Here is a 15,207-nt window from a genome sequence, read left to right as displayed (position 1 = left end):
GATGATCAGTCGTGTCGGTGCGGATCTGGGCCTGAGCGCCACCGCGCACGTGCCCAGGACTGACGAACCGCAGAAGGCCAAGGACTTCACGACGGACCAGGAGGTCCGTTGGTGTCCGGGGTGCGGCGATTACGTCATCCTCGCCACGATCCGAAGTTTCCTGCCGGAGTTGGGACTCCGACGCGAGAATCTGATGTTCGTCTCCGGCATCGGATGCTCGAGCCGGTTCCCGTACTACCTGGACACGTACGGCCTGCACTCGATCCACGGTCGTGCGCCCGCCATCGCGACGGGTCTCGCGGTGACGCGCCCCGACCTGTCGGTGTGGGTGGTGACCGGCGACGGCGACGCACTGTCGATCGGGGGCAACCATCTCATCCACGCCCTGCGGAGGAACGTCAACATGACGATCCTGTTGTTCAACAACAGGATCTACGGACTGACCAAGGGGCAGTACTCGCCGACGTCGGAGGTCGGCAAGGTCACCAAGTCGACTCCGCTGGGGTCGGTGGACCACCCGTTCAACACACTGTCCCTCGCGCTGGGAGCCGAGGCCACCTTCGCGGCCCGCGCCATGGACTCGGACCGCAAGGGGCTGACGGAGGTGCTGCGGCAGGCTGCGGCCCACCGCGGCACGTCGTTCGTGGAGATCTACCAGGACTGCCCGATCTTCAACGACGGCTCGTTCGACGTCCTACGCAAGGACGGTTCCGAGCAGCGCCTCATCCCGCTGACCCACGGCGAGCCGATCGTCTTCGGCGGAGCAGGCGAATACTGCGTCGTCCGATCGGGTTTCGGTCTGAAGGTGGTTGCGACCGCCGACGTCGACCGGGACGACATCGTCGTGCACGACGCCCACACCGACGACCCCGACTACGCGTACGCACTGTCGAGGCTCTCCGACCAGGACCTCACCCACACCGTGACCGGTGTGTTCCGCAGCGTCACGCGGGACACGTACGACGACATGGTGCGCCTGCAGAACGAGATCGCGCAGGAGAAGGACCCCGTCGACGACGGCTCGCTGCAGCGACTGCTGACCGGTCACGACACCTGGACGGTGGAGTAGGCGGCTGCCGGCGCAGCGCGGGTGACCCGTGCGCGCGGAACGAAGAATGTCACGATCCCGCCCAGGACGGCGATGCCCGCGAAGACGTAGAACGCCACCTGGCTGCTGATTCCGGCGCTGATCAGTGCTCCGCCGATCAGGGGGCCGAAGATGCCGCCCAGCCGGCCGAATCCGGCGCACCAGGCCACCCCGGCGCCGCGCGCGGACGTCGAGTAATAGTTGGAGACGAAGCCGTAGATCAGGACCTGGGTGCCGATGGTGCCGACTCCGGCGACGGCGACGGACGCGAGGAGCACCGGGAGCGGGAATCCGAGCGTCAGCAGGATCAGGGCCAGCGCGGCGAGACCGAACGTCGTGGCGACGACGCGTTGCGGTCCGATGCCGTCGGCGACCTTGGAGGCAATCAGGCCGCCGAGGATCGCGCCGCCGTTGAGGACGAGCAGGAACGACAGCGAACCCTTCGCGTTGAAACCGGCGTCTTCCATGATCTTCGGAAGCCACGTGTTGAGTCCGTACGTGAGCAGCAGACCGGAGAAGCTCATCATTCCGAGAAGAGCAGTGCCCCAGGCGTAACGGCGCGTCGCGAGTGCGGCGAAGCCGACCTTCTCGACCGACGCCCGTTCCGCGGCGATCTCGTCGGCGTCGGGCATCGGGATGCCGGTGCGTTCGGAGATGCGGCGTGCCTTGTCCTCGTGGCCGCGGGCGACGAGCCACTTCGGCGACTCGGGCAGCTTCACGAGAGCCAGCGGAAGCAGGATCACGATGGGCAGTGCGCCGATCCAGAAGAGGCCGCGCCAGCCGATCGTGTCGCGCAGGACGATCGCGAGGAGGGAGGCGAGCACCCCGCCGGCGGGGACGCCGCTGTAGACGATGGCGTTGTACAGGTTTCGCTTCCCGGGCGGTGCGAACTCCGCCACCATCGCCCCGGCAGTGGCGACGAGGCCACCGACTCCGATGCCGGTGAAGAATCGCAGCAGGCCGAACATGGTCACATTGGTGGCCAGCGCGGCGAGTCCCATTCCGATGGAGAACCAGACGATGTTGACGAGCATCATGCGCCGCCGGCCGAGGTAGTCGCCGACGGCGCCGGCCGTCAGTGCGCCCACCATGACCCCGATCAGCGCGTACGAGCCCAGCGCCCCGGCCTGCTGCGCGGAGATCTCCCCGAGTTCGCCGGGATCGTTCATCAACGTCGGGAGGATGGTGCCGTACACGACCAGGTCGTAGCCGTCGAAGATGATCGCGATCGTGGCGATCGCGACGACCCACGTGACGGCACTACGGTGTCTCGGACTTGCCCAGCTTTCGGGGGTGGTGGATGGGTTCATGGTAATCTCCGCTCGGTGGGTGTGACGGGGAACCGGGTAGTACTCGTAAGTGCGCTGTGTCACAATCGAATTCGGCTAAAGAAATGCCCCAACGGCGAGACGATGCAATGCGCCCCGCCGATGAGGCGGTCGAGATCTGTGGGCTGCTAGCCGAGGTCGCCACCGGCGACGGGCAGCACCGTCCCGGTGATATAGGTGGCCTCGTCGGAGGCCAGGAAGACGATGGCCGCGGCCTGCTCGTCCAGCGTTCCGTACCGCTTCAGCAGGGACGAGTCGACGGTCTGGTCGACGATCTGCTGGTACCAGGCCTTTTCCTGGTCGGTCTCAGCGCCGGGACCGCGGGGAACACGGCGAGCGGGCGCCTCGGTGCCGCCGGGAGCGGTGGCGACCACACGGATTCCGTACTGCGCGGCTTCGAGAGCCAGGGAGGCGGTGAGGGCGTTGACCCCGCCCTTCGACGCCGCGTAGGGCACGCGGTTGACGCCCCGCGTGGCCACCGAGGACACGTTGACGATGGTGCCCGACTGCTGCGCGATCAGGTGGGGGAGGACGGCGCGGCACGTCCACAGGGTCGGGAACAGCGACCGCTGCACCTCCGCCTGGATCTGCTCCGCCGTGTAGTGCTCGTACGGCTTGGCCCAGATGGTGCCGCCGACGTTGTTGATCAGTACGTCGAGCCGGCCGTGCTGCTGCCGCGCCTCGTCGATCGCCGCCTCGGCGTCGGCGAACTGTTCCAGGTCGGCGGTGATGCTGTGCGCGTCGGTGCCGTTCTCGCGCAACCCCTTCGCGACCTCGTGGACGATTTCGGCCCGGTCGATCAGGATCAGCGACGCACCCTCGGCCGCGAGTCGGGTCGCGACCGTCAGGCCGATGCCCTGCGCTGCGCCGGTGACCGCGACGACCTTGCCGTCGAAGCGGTGCGGAGTGACGAGTCCGCTCATGCGACGGCACTCCTTTCGATGGCGCGGCACATGGTGGCCTTCGCGTGCGCGCTGTGGCTGACGATCAGGTCGTGGGCGGCGGCCCGGTCGCCCTTCTCGAACGCGGTGACGATGTCGAGGTGGTCGTGCTGGATGTGCTCGTCCACCCAGTCCGCGGTGCGGAGCACCTTCGTCATGAGCTGCGTGACCTCCAGGCGGTTGTACGCCTCGAGGAGCACGTCGTTGGCGGTGCACCGGAACAGGAATTCGTGGAAGGCGGCGTTGGTGTCGGTGAACGCGCCGGCGTCCGTGAAGTGGTCGTTCTCGATCGATTCGCACGAGGTCTCGGCGAGGATCCGGTACTCGGACAGCTGTTCCTGCGTCATCCGGCCGATGGTCAGTTCCATCGCACCGAGTTCGAGCGCCATGCGGGCGTCGAACTGTGCGTCCGACTCGGACAGAGGCTGGTGTTCCTCGCCGATCTCGTACTCGGGGGCCGCCTCGACCGTCTCGGCCGCCGGCGGTGCGGACGCCTCGGACCCACTGGGCGTCGCCGCGTTGTTGAACTTCTCGAAGTAGAAGTTCGCCGGCGTGACGCCCTCCGACTTCAGGTGGTCGCGCACCGCCTCGACCATGGGAGGCGGACCGCACAGGTACACGTCCACATCGCCGTCGTTCAGGTGTGCGGGCTCGAACAGTCCGGTGACGTAACCCTTGTTCGGCGCACTGCTCGCCGGGTCGGACACACAGTAGTCGAACGTGAACTGGGGCAGGGACTTCGTGTATTCCTCGAGCTTGTCCAGTTCCACCAGGTCCGCGTCGGACGAGACACCGTAGACCAGGTGCACGGGGTGGTCGGCGGCGTCGGTGCGCATCTTGTCGAGGATCGACAGCAGCGGGGCCAGCCCGGTGCCGCCGGCCAGCAGCAGGGCGCGACGCTTCTGCTCGCGGAGGAAGAAGCTTCCCATCGGGCCGGTGAACTCGAGCGTGTCGCCGACCTGTGCGCGGCTGCGCAGGTACTCCGACATCAGGCCGCCGTCGGTGATCTTGACCAGGAACGACAGTTCCTTCGACGTGGGTCCGGTGCTGAACGAGTACGAGCGCGTCGCTTCGGTTCCGGGAACGGTGATGTTCACGTACTGGCCGGGGAGGAAGACGAGGTCGTCCCGGTTCGCGATCTCGATCGTGAACCCGATGGTGGTGTCGGAGAACTTGCGGATCTCCGTGACCGTCGACGTGAACGTGCCCGCGGCGGTCTTGGCGACGTCGGACGTGGTCGGGATCTGCAGTACCAGATCGCTTTCCGGCATCATCTGGCACGGAAGGCAGTAACCGTGCTCCGCCTCTTCGTCGGTGAGCGCCTCCTCGATGTAGTCGCCGCCGTCGTACGTGCCGGATTCGCAGAGCGACTTGCAGGTGCCGCACGCCCCGTCTCGGCAGTCGAGGGGAATGTTGATGCGCGCGCGGTAGGACGCGTCGGCGACCGTCTCGTCGCCGTCACACTTGATGAAGCGGGTGATCCCGTCCTCGAAACTCAGTGCAACTTGGAAAGTCATGGAAAACAGCTCGATTCGCGAAGAATGGGGAAGAATTCAGATGTGGTAGATGTCGACCACGTGGTGGATGTAGTCGTTCTTGAGCACGACCTTCTTCTTCAGGATCAGAGGCTGCTCACCGGAGAAATCGATGGTGTAGAACGAATTCCCGAAGTACGTGTCGACCGTGTTGTACCGGAAGTAGAGCGTGAACCAGTTGAACCGGACGTCCACGACGTCGCCGCGACGCTCGATGACCTCGACGTTCGAGATGTTGTGACCGGTGCGGGGTTCCGGCAGGCTCGTCGCGCTCGACCGGTCGGTCTTGATGCGGAACACCCGGTCCTCGATGCCACCGCGGTTGGCGTAGTAGATCAGGGAGATCTCGGTCATCGGGTCGGTGGTCAGTTCACCGTCGTCGGCCCACGCCGGCATCCAGAACTCGGAGGCGGGGTGGTAGCACTCGATCCACTTCTCGAACTCGCGGTCGTCGAGGTAGCGGGCCTCACGGTAGAGGAACTGTTCGATGTCGTGCTGGGTGACAGTGCTTTCGGCTACTGCGGTCATGTTTCTCGTCTCCCTCAGCGGTTGTTCGCGGCAACGTCGGCGTCGAGCGCCTTGGTGAGCGCTTGCACCCAGTAGCCGTGCTGGATCGGGTACAGGCCCTCGTCCTCGGTCTTCACACCGCTGGAGATGGGGTTGATGCCGATCTTCTTCGCGTCCTCGTCGGGGCCCTGGAGTTGGTGGGTGACACCGCGGCTCAGGTCGTTGAACGGGGCGGCGCCGGCCTGGTACGTCTTCTGGCAGGAGCGGAACTCCTCGAGATCGTCCGGGGTGGCCATGCCGGTGGCGTTGAAGAAGTCCTCGTACTGGCGGATGCGGGCGGCGCGTGCCGTGCGGCTCTCACCCTTGGGGGCGATGCAGTAGATGGTGACCTCGGTCTTGTCGACGGAGATCGGACGGAAATGCCGGATCTGCGAACCGAACTGGTCCATCAGGTACACGTTCGGGTACAGGCACAGGTTGCGCGACACACCGATCATCCAGTCGGCGCGGTCCTCGCCGTACTCGGCGACGAGTTCGTCGCGACGCTCGTTGAGGGGACGGTTGGCGGGGTCGGCCCACTTGGTCCACAGCAGCAGGTGACCGTTGTCGAACGAGTAGTATCCGCCCTGCTGCTTCGACCACTTGCCGGCGTCCATCGCCTTCGTGGCGTTGGTGGACTCGCCCGACTCCCGGCGCGACGTGGTCGCGGCGTAATTCCAGTGGGTGGCGGACACGTGGTAGCCGTCGGCACCGTTCTCGGTCTGCAGCTTCCAGTTGCCGTCGTAGGTGTAGGTGGACGCACCGCGCAGGACCTCGAGGCCGTCGGGCGACTGGTCGACGATCATGTCGATGATCTTCGTGGTGTCACCGAGGTGCTCCTCGAGCGGCGGGACGTCGGCATTGAGGCTGCCGAACAGGAAACCGCGGTAGTTCTCGAACCGCGCGACCTTGGTGAGGTCGTGGGAGCCGTCCTTGTTGAACTGTTCCGGGTAGCCGGCCTCACGCGGGTCCTTGACCTTGAGGAGCTTGCCGGAGTTGTTGAACGTCCAGCCGTGGAACGGGCAGGTGAACGTGGTCCGGTTGTCCGTCTTGCGCCTGCAGAGCATGGCGCCGCGGTGGCTGCACGCGTTCACCAGGGCGTTGAGTTCGCCCTCCTTGTTGCGGGAGATCACGATCGGCTGGCGGCCCATGTACGTGGTGAAGTAGTCGCCGACATTCGGGATCTGGCTTTCGTGGGCCAGGTAGATCCAGTTGCCCTCGAAGATGTGCTTCATCTCGAGTTCGAACAGGTCCTCGTCCGTGAATACGCTGCGTCGCACCTGGTAGCGGCCGGTTTCCGCGTCCTCGATCAGCGCGTCGGCCAGCTTGGCGCGCACGTCGTCGGACGGCGCTGTGTACAGGGTGTCAGTCATGGGATCCTCCAAGATCTCCGGGGGCTTGCGCCCTGCGAGGGCGCCCGGGTCCGGCAATGAATTCCACTCTTGCAGCCTGTGCGCTGCATCACACTAGGCATTTACCGAGTACTGACTAGGACGTGTCCGGCATGCGTACGCCGAGGCTCGGAGGGCCTCGGCGTACGCATCGGGGTGCGGTCGTCACGCGGCGGGCGTGAACTTCTCCCGGAAGATGCGTCGAGGAGCCATGCGCCGGCGCTTGAACGCCTTGACTCCGGCGTCGACCATCGCCGGCGGCCCGCACAGGTACCCGGAGTAGCCGCGACAGGTGTCGAAGTCCTCCACGAACGCGTCGGTGACGAAGCCCGTCCGGCCGGACCACGTCGAATCGCTCAGACACGGAACGTATCGGAACCCCGGGTGCGCGCGTTCCCACTCCCGAAACAGGTCGACGTCGTACAGGTCGGCTGCTTCCCGCACGCCGTGATAGAGGTGGATCGCGCGTTCCGGTGTGACCGTGAGTGCCTGGCGGACCATCGATTTCAGCGGGGCAAGCCCGGTTCCGCCGCCGAGCAGGATCATCGGACCCTCGTCCTCCGGATCGAGACGGAAGTCGCCGAGCGGCCCCGTCATCTCGACTCGCTCGCCGACGGACAGCGTGCCGAAGACCCAACCGTCCGTCGCGACTCCACCCGGTTGCCTGCGGATGTGGAACTCGAGCTGTTTCGACTCGCCCGGCGTGTTCGCCATCGAGTACTGGCGGCAGTGGTCGGTGCCGGGTACTCGCAGTTCGACGTACTGCCCTGCGGAGAATTCGAGCGGGCTGTCGAGCGTGACGAGAACCCGCCGCGTGTCACGGGCGACGTCCTCGATCGCACTCACGGTGCCGATGAGGTCCCGCAGGGCGTGGACGGTGCCCGCCGGCGCCGTGTCCAGGCGTTCCACCACGGTGTCACTGCACGGTGTGGCCTGGCAGGCCAGGGCGAAACCCTGCTCGCGGTCGGCCTGGGTGAGCGTGTCCTCGGGCGAACGCCCATGATCGACCGATCCCGACACGACCCGCAGCTTGCACGTTCCGCACGTGCCCTGGTTGCACGAGTTCGGCATCCACACGCTGCCCCGGAGGAAAGCGTCGAGTATCGGCTGGTCGGGGCGGCATTCCACCCTGTCCGCGGCGACCGAAACGGTGAAGGTCACGGCTACACCTCCCACGTGGCCCGGAGGGCGGTCGGGCCGCGGAAACCCCAGCCCCAGAACTCCACGTCCGCGCCGGAGTCACGTTCGAGGTTCGGGATCGCCTCGAACAACTCCTCCAGGCCGATGCGGCAGACGTGGTTCGCGAAGTAGATACCCGCGCACGCGTGGTTGCCGGAACCGAACGCCAGGTGGGGGAGCGGAGGGCGCGTCATGTCGTAGTCGGAGGGGGCGTCGTAGACGGCGGTGTCGTGGTTGGCCGAACCGTAGGACAACAGGACCACGGATCCTTCGGGAAGGAACACGTCCCCGAGCGTGACGTCCTTGGTGCTGATGCGGGCCGTGGCCGACCAGATCGGGGAGGTCCAGCGCATTCCCTCGGATATCGCCCGCGGAATCAGGGCAGGCTCGTCGATGACGGCCTCGAGCTGCTCGGGGCGGGTGAACAGGCCCACGAGTGTCGATGCCATTCCGTGCCCGGGTTCCTGCATCGCGCCCAGCAGGTAGACGAAGAGCGTGGGGTAGATGTACTCGCGGTCGCGGACCTGTCCTTCGGGCATGCCGTCGTGCAGCCAGTGCGAGATGGCGCTGTCGTCGGGGTGGACGGTCCACTTGTCGATGAGCGGATCGACGACGGCCCGGATCTCTGCCTTGGCCTCGTCGCCCTGCACGAATCCCTCCGGGTTCGTGAACTCGCCGTCCGCATCCACTCCGGCATTGGTGAAGGAGTTCGACAGCCGGTGGAACCAGTCGCGCAACGTGTCCGAGCTGACCTCGTTCAGCCCCAGGAGGTCACCGAGCGCGCGCACGCTGACGGGTTCGCAGTACTGCGAGACCAGATCGGCCTTGCCGTCGTTCTCGAACTGCTCCACGTAGCGCCGCGCGATGGGGCGGACGAGTCCGTCGACCCAGCGGTCCACCTCCGACGGTTGCAGTGCGGGGTCGACCATCGAGCGGAGATCGCGGTGGATCTCGCCGTTGACGCCGATCACCGCAGGGTGACCGAACGTGCGGCCGCCGGCTTTGGTGATGATCCCCTCGAAGTCGGGGCTGTTGGCGATGGTGCGGCACAGGTCGGCGGTGGTCGCGACGAACGAGCCGAGGACCGGCACGTAGGCCAGCGGCGCCTCGGCGCGCAGCCGCTCGTAGACGGGGTACGGGTTGCGCTCGAGTTCCGTCATCGTGATCTCGTCGATCCAAGACAGGGTGGCGGTCATCTGAATCTCCTCATTCAAAGCAACTGCTCGGAAACAACTTTCGTTGTGTGAGCGGGGTGAGGAAGAAGGTAGGCCGTCGCAGGAGGGTGGTCTAGCCACTCTGCGCGGTCTCTGGACCATCTGCGCGACTACTTGTGATTGCGGTCTCAGTTATCCTCGACTAGGCGTGACGACACGGTTTCAATGAGGTCGGAACGATTCTTCAGTGAGGCAGGTGCATGACGATGGCATCGACGATCACCGAAACCCAGGACTGGGATGCGGCGTCGAGGGCGGTGGCCGGTGCGTACTTTCCCCACACGTTGACCGACTTGTCGCCGAACGGAGCGATGAAGCTGTCGATGCGGACCGTTGACCTCGGCCCCGTCACTCTCGGGAGGCTGGGCTGGGGTGCCGACGTGTCGATCGAGTGCGACTATCCGGATGCGTACGAGATCAACATTCCGCTGTCCGGTTCGCTGGAGTCCTGTTCGCAGGGCGACACGGTGCTGTCTCGGCCCGGTCAGGCCACGGTCTTCCGGGCGGACGAGCCGACCCTGATCACCCGGTGGAGCGGCGACTGCTCGGTGCTCGGCGTCAAATTCGACAGCGCCTACCTCGAGCAGGAGGCTGACCGGATCCTCGGCTCCGACCTGCGGCCCGGGCTGCACCTACCGTCGCAGATCGATCTCACCGAGGCCCCGGGACACAGCTGGTTTCGTCTGGTGCGCTCATTGACCGCGCAACTGCGGGAGCCGGCCGACCTCCTGGCCAACCCGGTGGTCGGCCCACAGCTCGCCGGCGCGATCACCTCGGCGTTCATCCTGGCCGTCACGCCCGACGAGGAGGTGCGCGGCGGCGCACCCCGACCGCGAATCGTCAAACGAGTGCTCGACGGACTCAACGACGACCCGGCCCGCGCCTGGACGGCAGCCGACATGGCCGAGCTGGCGGGTACCAGCGTCCGCCGGTTGCAGGAAGGGTTTCGCGAGTACGTCGGGCGCAGTCCGTCGGAATGCCTCCTCGACATCCGCCTGAGTCGCGCCGACGCCGACCTGAGGGCACTGGAACCCGGTGTCACGGTCTCCGAAGTCGCTGCCCGGTGGGGGTTCACCCATGCGGGCCGGTTCTCTGCCGCGTACCGCCGGCGATACGGCAAATCCCCGTCAGAGCTGATTCGCTTCTGACGGGGATTGCGCGGCTGTGCGGTTACTTGTTGCCGAAGTACGAGACGTCGTCGTTGCCGATGAGGTCGGGGACCGTCCAGCCGTCGAGGTCGTATTCGGACAAGCACTGCTCGGCGAAGCCCTTCATGGAGGCGACGTCGCCACGGTTCTCGGCGGCGAACAGCAGTTCCGCCTTGACGTTTTCGTGGTTGCCGGAGTAGTTGCGCTCGTAGAGTTCGTGCCGGCCGCCGAACTCACTGCCGATCGAATCCCACAGTGCCTTCATGATCTTGACACGTTCGACGGCGGTCATGCCGTCGGAGCCGCGGACGTACTTGTCGAGGTACGGGCGGACGTCGGGGCTCTTGAAGTCGCGGGCGCTCGAGGGCAGGTAGATCAGACCGGACGCGACGTCCTGTTCGATGATCTCCTTGATCCGCGGGTAGCCCTGAATCATGAACATGCGGTACGTGAGGCCGTATTCGAGCTTGGGGATGACGGTGTCGCCGATCCACGGCTCGGGGTTGCGTGCCATCGATTCGGTGAGTGACCAGAACAGGTTTCGCCAGCCGATGACCTCACCGACGCGGGTCTGCACGCCGCGGAAACCGCCCGCGCCGGTGGCGTCGAGGGCCTTCATCAGCATGCCGGCGATGAAGTCGAGCTTCACGGCGAGACGGGTGCAGCCCTGGAACGTGAAGCGGGGCAGGAATCCGGACTGCGGGAAGAAGCCGTTGATCTTGTCGACGTCGCCGTACATGAAGACGTTCTCCCACGGTACGAGCACCTTGTCGAAGATGAAGATGGTGTCGTTCTCGTCCATGCGGCTCGACAGCGGGTAGTCGAACGGGGTGCCCATCACGGCCGCGTTCTGGGTGAACGAGGACCGGCAGATCAGCTTCACGCCCGGTGCGTCCATCGGGACGGTGCAGATGAGGGCGAATTCCTTCTTCTTGATCGGCAGGCCGTAGTGGGCGATGAAGTTGTAGTTGGTGATGGCCGAGCCGGTGGCCACGACCTTGGCGCCACTGACGATGAGGCCGGCATCGGTCTCCTTCTCCACCTTCATGAACACGTCGCCGACCTCGTCGGGCGGGAGCTGGCGGTCGACGGGCGGGTTGATGATCGCGTGGTTCCAGTAGAGAACCTTTTCCTGCGATTCCTTGTACCAGCGTTCTGCGTTGTCCTGGAACGGGGAGTACAGCTCCTTGTTGGCATGCAGGGTGCCGAGGAAGGAGGCCTTGTAATCGGGGGACCGGCCCATCCAGCCGTACGTCATGCGCGCCCAGGTGGCGATGGCGTCGCGTTCCTTCAGCAGGTCGTCCGAGGACTTCGGTGCCTTGAAGAACGGCATCGTGACGCCGCCGTTGCCGGTGTCGGTGGGGGTGGTGACCTTGTCGACGTGTTCGCCGGTGTGCATCGAGTCGTAGAGGCGTGCGGTCATCCGGATGGGGTTGCGGAACGCCGGATGCGTGGTGACGTCCTCGACACGCTCGCCGTGCAACCAGATTTCGCGGTCGTCGCGCAACGACTCGATGTACTCGTCGCCGGTCATCGGGCGCGACGCGAAGTTGGCGGTGCGGTTGGCTTCGCAGTCTGCGGCCGGGTTGACCTTCGTCGGGTCGAGCGCGGTCTCGGGAGCATTTTCGGTGGTGGTCATGGAATGTCCTTTCGGATCGGGCGGTCAGTTGGCGGGCTGAAGATGGAATGGGGTGAAGGAGGTGGTGGAGTCGAACCAGCCGTTGTTCGGATCGTCCATCGATCCGTTCCACGCGGCCGACGCGGACGGTGAGCCGAGGTCGTGGAAGGTGCTCCGGTAGAAAAGCAGCGGGTCCTTGCCGCTGGATTCGGCCGCGACGATCTCACCGATGAAGATGATGTGGTCGCCGCCGTCGTACTCGGCCCACGGCCGGCACGACAACGTGGCGGCGGCACCGCAGATGATGGGGGCGGTCGGTCCGTCGGCCCACACGGGTTCGGGGTTCTGCGGTCGCCCGGCGAAATGCATCGCGGTGTCCACCTGGTCGGCGGCGAGAATGTTGACAGCGAACGGCGCCTTGCTCAAGTAGTTGCAGGCCTTGGACTTTCGGGTCAGGGTGATCTGGCACAGTCTCGGCTCGATCGAGACGGCGGTGAAGGCGGTGACCGTCGCTCCGTGCGGCAGGCCCTCGGAGTTGGCGCACGTGATGACCGTGACTCCGCTGGCAAACTGCCCGAAAATGTTCCGGAGTTCGCGTTGCTCCATGGTCGGAGCCTCCCTTCCTGTCCGGGGCGCTGATGAGATACGGACGAAAGTACGACCGTGGGAACGGTGCGTCGATCCGCTGAGCGCGGAGGTGATCCGCTTTGCGCGGTGACTTGGATCACGCCGAAAATTGCAATCGAAGGTGTCCGTAGTCACACTGGTGCCATGCTGCCCGCGTCCAAGCTGATTCGCCCCGAAGATTGGGACGAAGCGTCGCACGTGGTGTCGGACGTGTACTTCCCGCACCGGCTGACCCCGCTGAACAGGTCGAACGCGGGCAACACCGTCGCGGAGGCGGTGGAACTCGGGCCCGTGAAGATCACCCATATCGGTTGGGGCGCCGACGTGTCGATCCAAACCGACCACCCTGGCGCGTATGCGATCAACGTGCCGCTGTCGGGACATCTGGAATCGGTGACCGGCAAGCACGAGGTGTCGTCCGTGCCCGGGGAGGGAACGATATGCCCACCCGACACGACGACGCTCATCACCGACTGGAGCAAGGACTGCTCGATCATCGGCGTGCGCGTCGACCGCGACTACCTGCACCGCGAGATGGCGCGGATCCTGGCGCGGCCAGGGCTGCGACTTCCCCCGCAGCTGGACCTGACCAGCGAGAACGGTGCCAGCTGGCTGGCCCTGGTGCGGTCACTGCTCGACCAGATGCTGCGGTCGGGCGGCATCTACACGAACCCGCTCGTCGCCGAGCAACTGTCAGGGGCGGTCACCACGGCACTGGTCCTGGCGGCGATCCCGGACGACGAGACGGCCGGTGCCGGTACCCGGCCGCGCATCGTCAAGCGCGTCATCGACGAGATCCACGCCGACCCCGCGCGGGCGTGGACGGCGGCCGAGATGGCCGGGATCGCGGGTGTCGGGGTCCGCCGCCTGCAGGAGGGATTCCAGGAGTACGTCGGGGTGAGCCCCCGCGACTACCTGCTGAACGTGCGGCTCGAACGCGTCCACGACGACCTGCTGCGCGCGGACGGTTCGTCGACGGTCGCCGAGGTCGCGATGCGCTGGGGTTTCACCCACACGGGCCGGTTCGCGGCGGCGTACCGCCGGAAGTACGGCGTGGCGCCCTCGGAAGCGCTCCGGGGCTGACGGTGCGGCGTCAGCTCACGTAGGAGAAGATCGTCGCCATCCCGGCGGCAAGGTGATAGTCGTTGTGGCAGTGCGTGATCCACCGACCAGGGTTGGTCGTGTCGATGTCGGCGGCGACGGTCTGCCCGGGAAGCACGATCACGGTGTCCTTCCGCGGTCCGGAGCCGTCCGGCCGGGCCACGGCGAACGTGTGCCCGTGCAGGTGCATGGGGTGGAACATCATCGTGGGGTTCGTGTAGACCAGCCGCACTCGCTGGTCCCGGTGGACGGTCAGCGGCGTGTGGTCGGGATAAGCCCGGCCGTTCACCGTCCACACGTACTGCTTCATGTCGCCGCCGAGCGACGCCTCCAGGGTGACACCCGGGTCGACGACGGGGAGCCGGACGGCGTCGGTGGCCCGCAGGTCGGCCACGGTGAGCGGGGGAGGGCCCAGTTCGCGGGGCACCACGGCAGGGTCGGGGGCCGCGCCACCGCCGGTGCGCACCACCGCGAATCCCTGCGCGCCCTTCCCCTCGGCGACCGCAACCAGCGGGAACGCCCCGTCCTGCAGGGTGACGACGGCGTCGTACCGCTCGCCCATGCCGATCAGCACCGAGTCGGTGTCGACCGGTTCGACGGGGAAACCGTCCGTATCCGTGACGGTCAACCGGTGGCCACCCAGCGCGACCCGGAACGCGGTGTCGTCACCCGCGTTGATCAGCCGGATACGGGCGCGTTGCCCCGGCCGTGCCGTGAAGACGGCCGGATCGCCGGGTGGTTTCCCGTTCAGGAGGTACACCGGGTACCGGACGTCGCCGGAGTCGCCGCTGAGCACGGGCGACGTCATCTCGGCCATGGACGTCATCCGCCCGCCGCGGAGTTCGTCGAAGACCTGCGACGGCGTGCGGTCGGTCAACCAGTCGGAGAGCACGACCACGAATTCGGCGTCGTAGTTCGCGGGTGCCGCGGGATCGTCGACGATCAGGGCCCCGTACAGCCCCCGGCCGCGCTGGAGGTCGCCGTGCGTGTGGTACCAGTACGTGCCCGAGTCGGGCGGGATGAAGTCGTACACGAACTCTGTGCCCGCCGGTATCGGAGCCTGGGTAACGTCCGGGACCCCGTCCATGTCGTTGCGGATGGCCAGCCCGTGCCAGTGCACGGTGGTGGGATCCGGGAGCTGATTGCGAAACCGCACCTGGACCCTGTCCCCGACGTCGGCCCGCAGGATCGGGCCCGGCAGTTGCGTGTTGTACAACCATGCGGCGGTGCGGGTACCTGCGATGTCGACGTCGGACTGCGTCGCGGAGAGTTCATAGGCGATCGGTCTGCCGCCGGGAAACCGGCGTTCCTCGGACTCGGCGTACGCGCGCACCTCCGGGGAGTCGGGTCCGATCGCAGCCTCGGTGTCGTCGCTGCGGGCGCAGGCCCCGGTGAGCCCGAGGAGTGCGGCTCCCGCTCCCCACTGCAGCACACGCCGCCGGGACAACTGCGGGTCGAGTGGACGGTTCCCGGGCATCCCCCGCTCCTTCCG

The 15,207-nt window shown here is 66.4% G+C and carries 13 protein-coding genes; 3 read left to right on the top strand and 10 right to left on the bottom strand.

The window, feature by feature from the left end:
* The first annotated feature begins 1 nt into the window (after position 1).
* Positions 2–1,069 (top strand): 2-oxoacid:ferredoxin oxidoreductase subunit beta, encoded by a 1,068-nt coding sequence (locus RHA1_RS11675; RefSeq protein WP_011595129.1) that lies wholly within the window; start codon positions 2–4, stop codon positions 1,067–1,069.
* Here RHA1_RS11675 and RHA1_RS11670 read toward each other — a convergent pair.
* From RHA1_RS11670 to RHA1_RS11640, 7 genes are all read right to left on the bottom strand, one after another.
* The gene (locus RHA1_RS11670) at positions 1,045–2,397 is read right to left on the bottom strand and encodes an MFS transporter (protein ID WP_011595128.1); all 1,353 of its coding nucleotides are present in this window, start codon (positions 2,395–2,397) and stop codon (positions 1,045–1,047) included. The two genes, RHA1_RS11675 and RHA1_RS11670, sit on opposite strands and share 25 nt — an antisense overlap.
* 146 nt (positions 2,398–2,543) lie before the next feature.
* Complete coding sequence (locus RHA1_RS11665) at positions 2,544–3,338, bottom strand: 1,6-dihydroxycyclohexa-2,4-diene-1-carboxylate dehydrogenase (RefSeq protein WP_009475050.1); 795 nt, start codon at positions 3,336–3,338, stop codon at positions 2,544–2,546.
* On the bottom strand, positions 3,335–4,873 hold the full coding sequence (benC, locus tag RHA1_RS11660) for a benzoate 1,2-dioxygenase electron transfer component BenC (protein WP_011595127.1): 1,539 nt from the start codon (positions 4,871–4,873) through the stop codon (positions 3,335–3,337). Before benC ends, RHA1_RS11665 begins: the two co-directional genes overlap by 4 nt.
* A 36-nt stretch (positions 4,874–4,909) precedes the next feature.
* Positions 4,910–5,419, bottom strand: a complete 510-nt coding sequence (benB, locus tag RHA1_RS11655) for a benzoate 1,2-dioxygenase small subunit (protein WP_009475048.1) — start codon at positions 5,417–5,419, stop codon at positions 4,910–4,912.
* 14 nt (positions 5,420–5,433) lie between these two features.
* Positions 5,434–6,810 (bottom strand): benzoate 1,2-dioxygenase large subunit, encoded by a 1,377-nt coding sequence (gene benA / locus RHA1_RS11650; RefSeq protein WP_009475047.1) that lies wholly within the window; start codon positions 6,808–6,810, stop codon positions 5,434–5,436.
* Positions 6,811–6,993: 183 nt separating this feature from the next.
* On the bottom strand, positions 6,994–7,989 hold the full coding sequence (locus RHA1_RS11645; protein WP_011595126.1) for a 2Fe-2S iron-sulfur cluster-binding protein: 996 nt from the start codon (positions 7,987–7,989) through the stop codon (positions 6,994–6,996).
* A 2-nt stretch (positions 7,990–7,991) separates the two neighbouring features.
* Positions 7,992–9,203 carry a cytochrome P450 gene (locus tag RHA1_RS11640; protein WP_011595125.1) on the bottom strand — a complete coding sequence of 404 codons (1,212 nt, stop codon included), beginning with the start codon at positions 9,201–9,203 and terminating at the stop codon, positions 7,992–7,994.
* 218 nt (positions 9,204–9,421) lie between these two features.
* Here RHA1_RS11640 and RHA1_RS11635 point away from each other — a divergent pair, with 218 nt between their 5' ends.
* Positions 9,422–10,369 (top strand): AraC family transcriptional regulator, encoded by a 948-nt coding sequence (locus RHA1_RS11635; protein WP_011595124.1) that lies wholly within the window; start codon positions 9,422–9,424, stop codon positions 10,367–10,369.
* A gap of 22 nt (positions 10,370–10,391) precedes the next feature.
* On the opposite strand, the gene RHA1_RS11630 is transcribed toward RHA1_RS11635, so the two are convergent.
* Both RHA1_RS11630 and RHA1_RS11625 read right to left on the bottom strand, forming a co-directional pair.
* Positions 10,392–12,008 carry a 4-hydroxyphenylacetate 3-hydroxylase family protein gene (locus RHA1_RS11630; RefSeq protein WP_009475043.1) on the bottom strand — a complete coding sequence of 539 codons (1,617 nt, stop codon included), beginning with the start codon at positions 12,006–12,008 and terminating at the stop codon, positions 10,392–10,394.
* A 24-nt stretch (positions 12,009–12,032) separates the two neighbouring features.
* Positions 12,033–12,593, bottom strand: coding sequence for a flavin reductase family protein (locus tag RHA1_RS11625; RefSeq protein WP_009475042.1), 561 nt, complete (start codon positions 12,591–12,593; stop codon positions 12,033–12,035).
* A 165-nt stretch (positions 12,594–12,758) separates the two neighbouring features.
* Between RHA1_RS11625 and RHA1_RS11620 the strand changes: the two genes are divergently transcribed.
* Positions 12,759–13,697, top strand: a complete 939-nt coding sequence (locus RHA1_RS11620) for an AraC family transcriptional regulator (protein WP_011595123.1) — start codon at positions 12,759–12,761, stop codon at positions 13,695–13,697.
* A 10-nt stretch (positions 13,698–13,707) separates the two neighbouring features.
* On the opposite strand, the gene RHA1_RS11615 is transcribed toward RHA1_RS11620, so the two are convergent.
* Positions 13,708–15,192 carry a multicopper oxidase family protein gene (locus tag RHA1_RS11615; RefSeq protein ID WP_011595122.1) on the bottom strand — a complete coding sequence of 495 codons (1,485 nt, stop codon included), beginning with the start codon at positions 15,190–15,192 and terminating at the stop codon, positions 13,708–13,710.
* Between the last annotated feature and the right edge of the window lie 15 nt (positions 15,193–15,207).

Origin of the sequence: Rhodococcus jostii RHA1, assembly GCF_000014565.1 — a bacterium.
Lineage (GTDB): Bacteria > Actinomycetota > Actinomycetes > Mycobacteriales > Mycobacteriaceae > Rhodococcus_F > Rhodococcus_F jostii_A.
The sequence above is the reverse complement of the archived record's forward strand: the minus strand, read 5'-3'. Positions and strand labels throughout refer to the sequence as shown.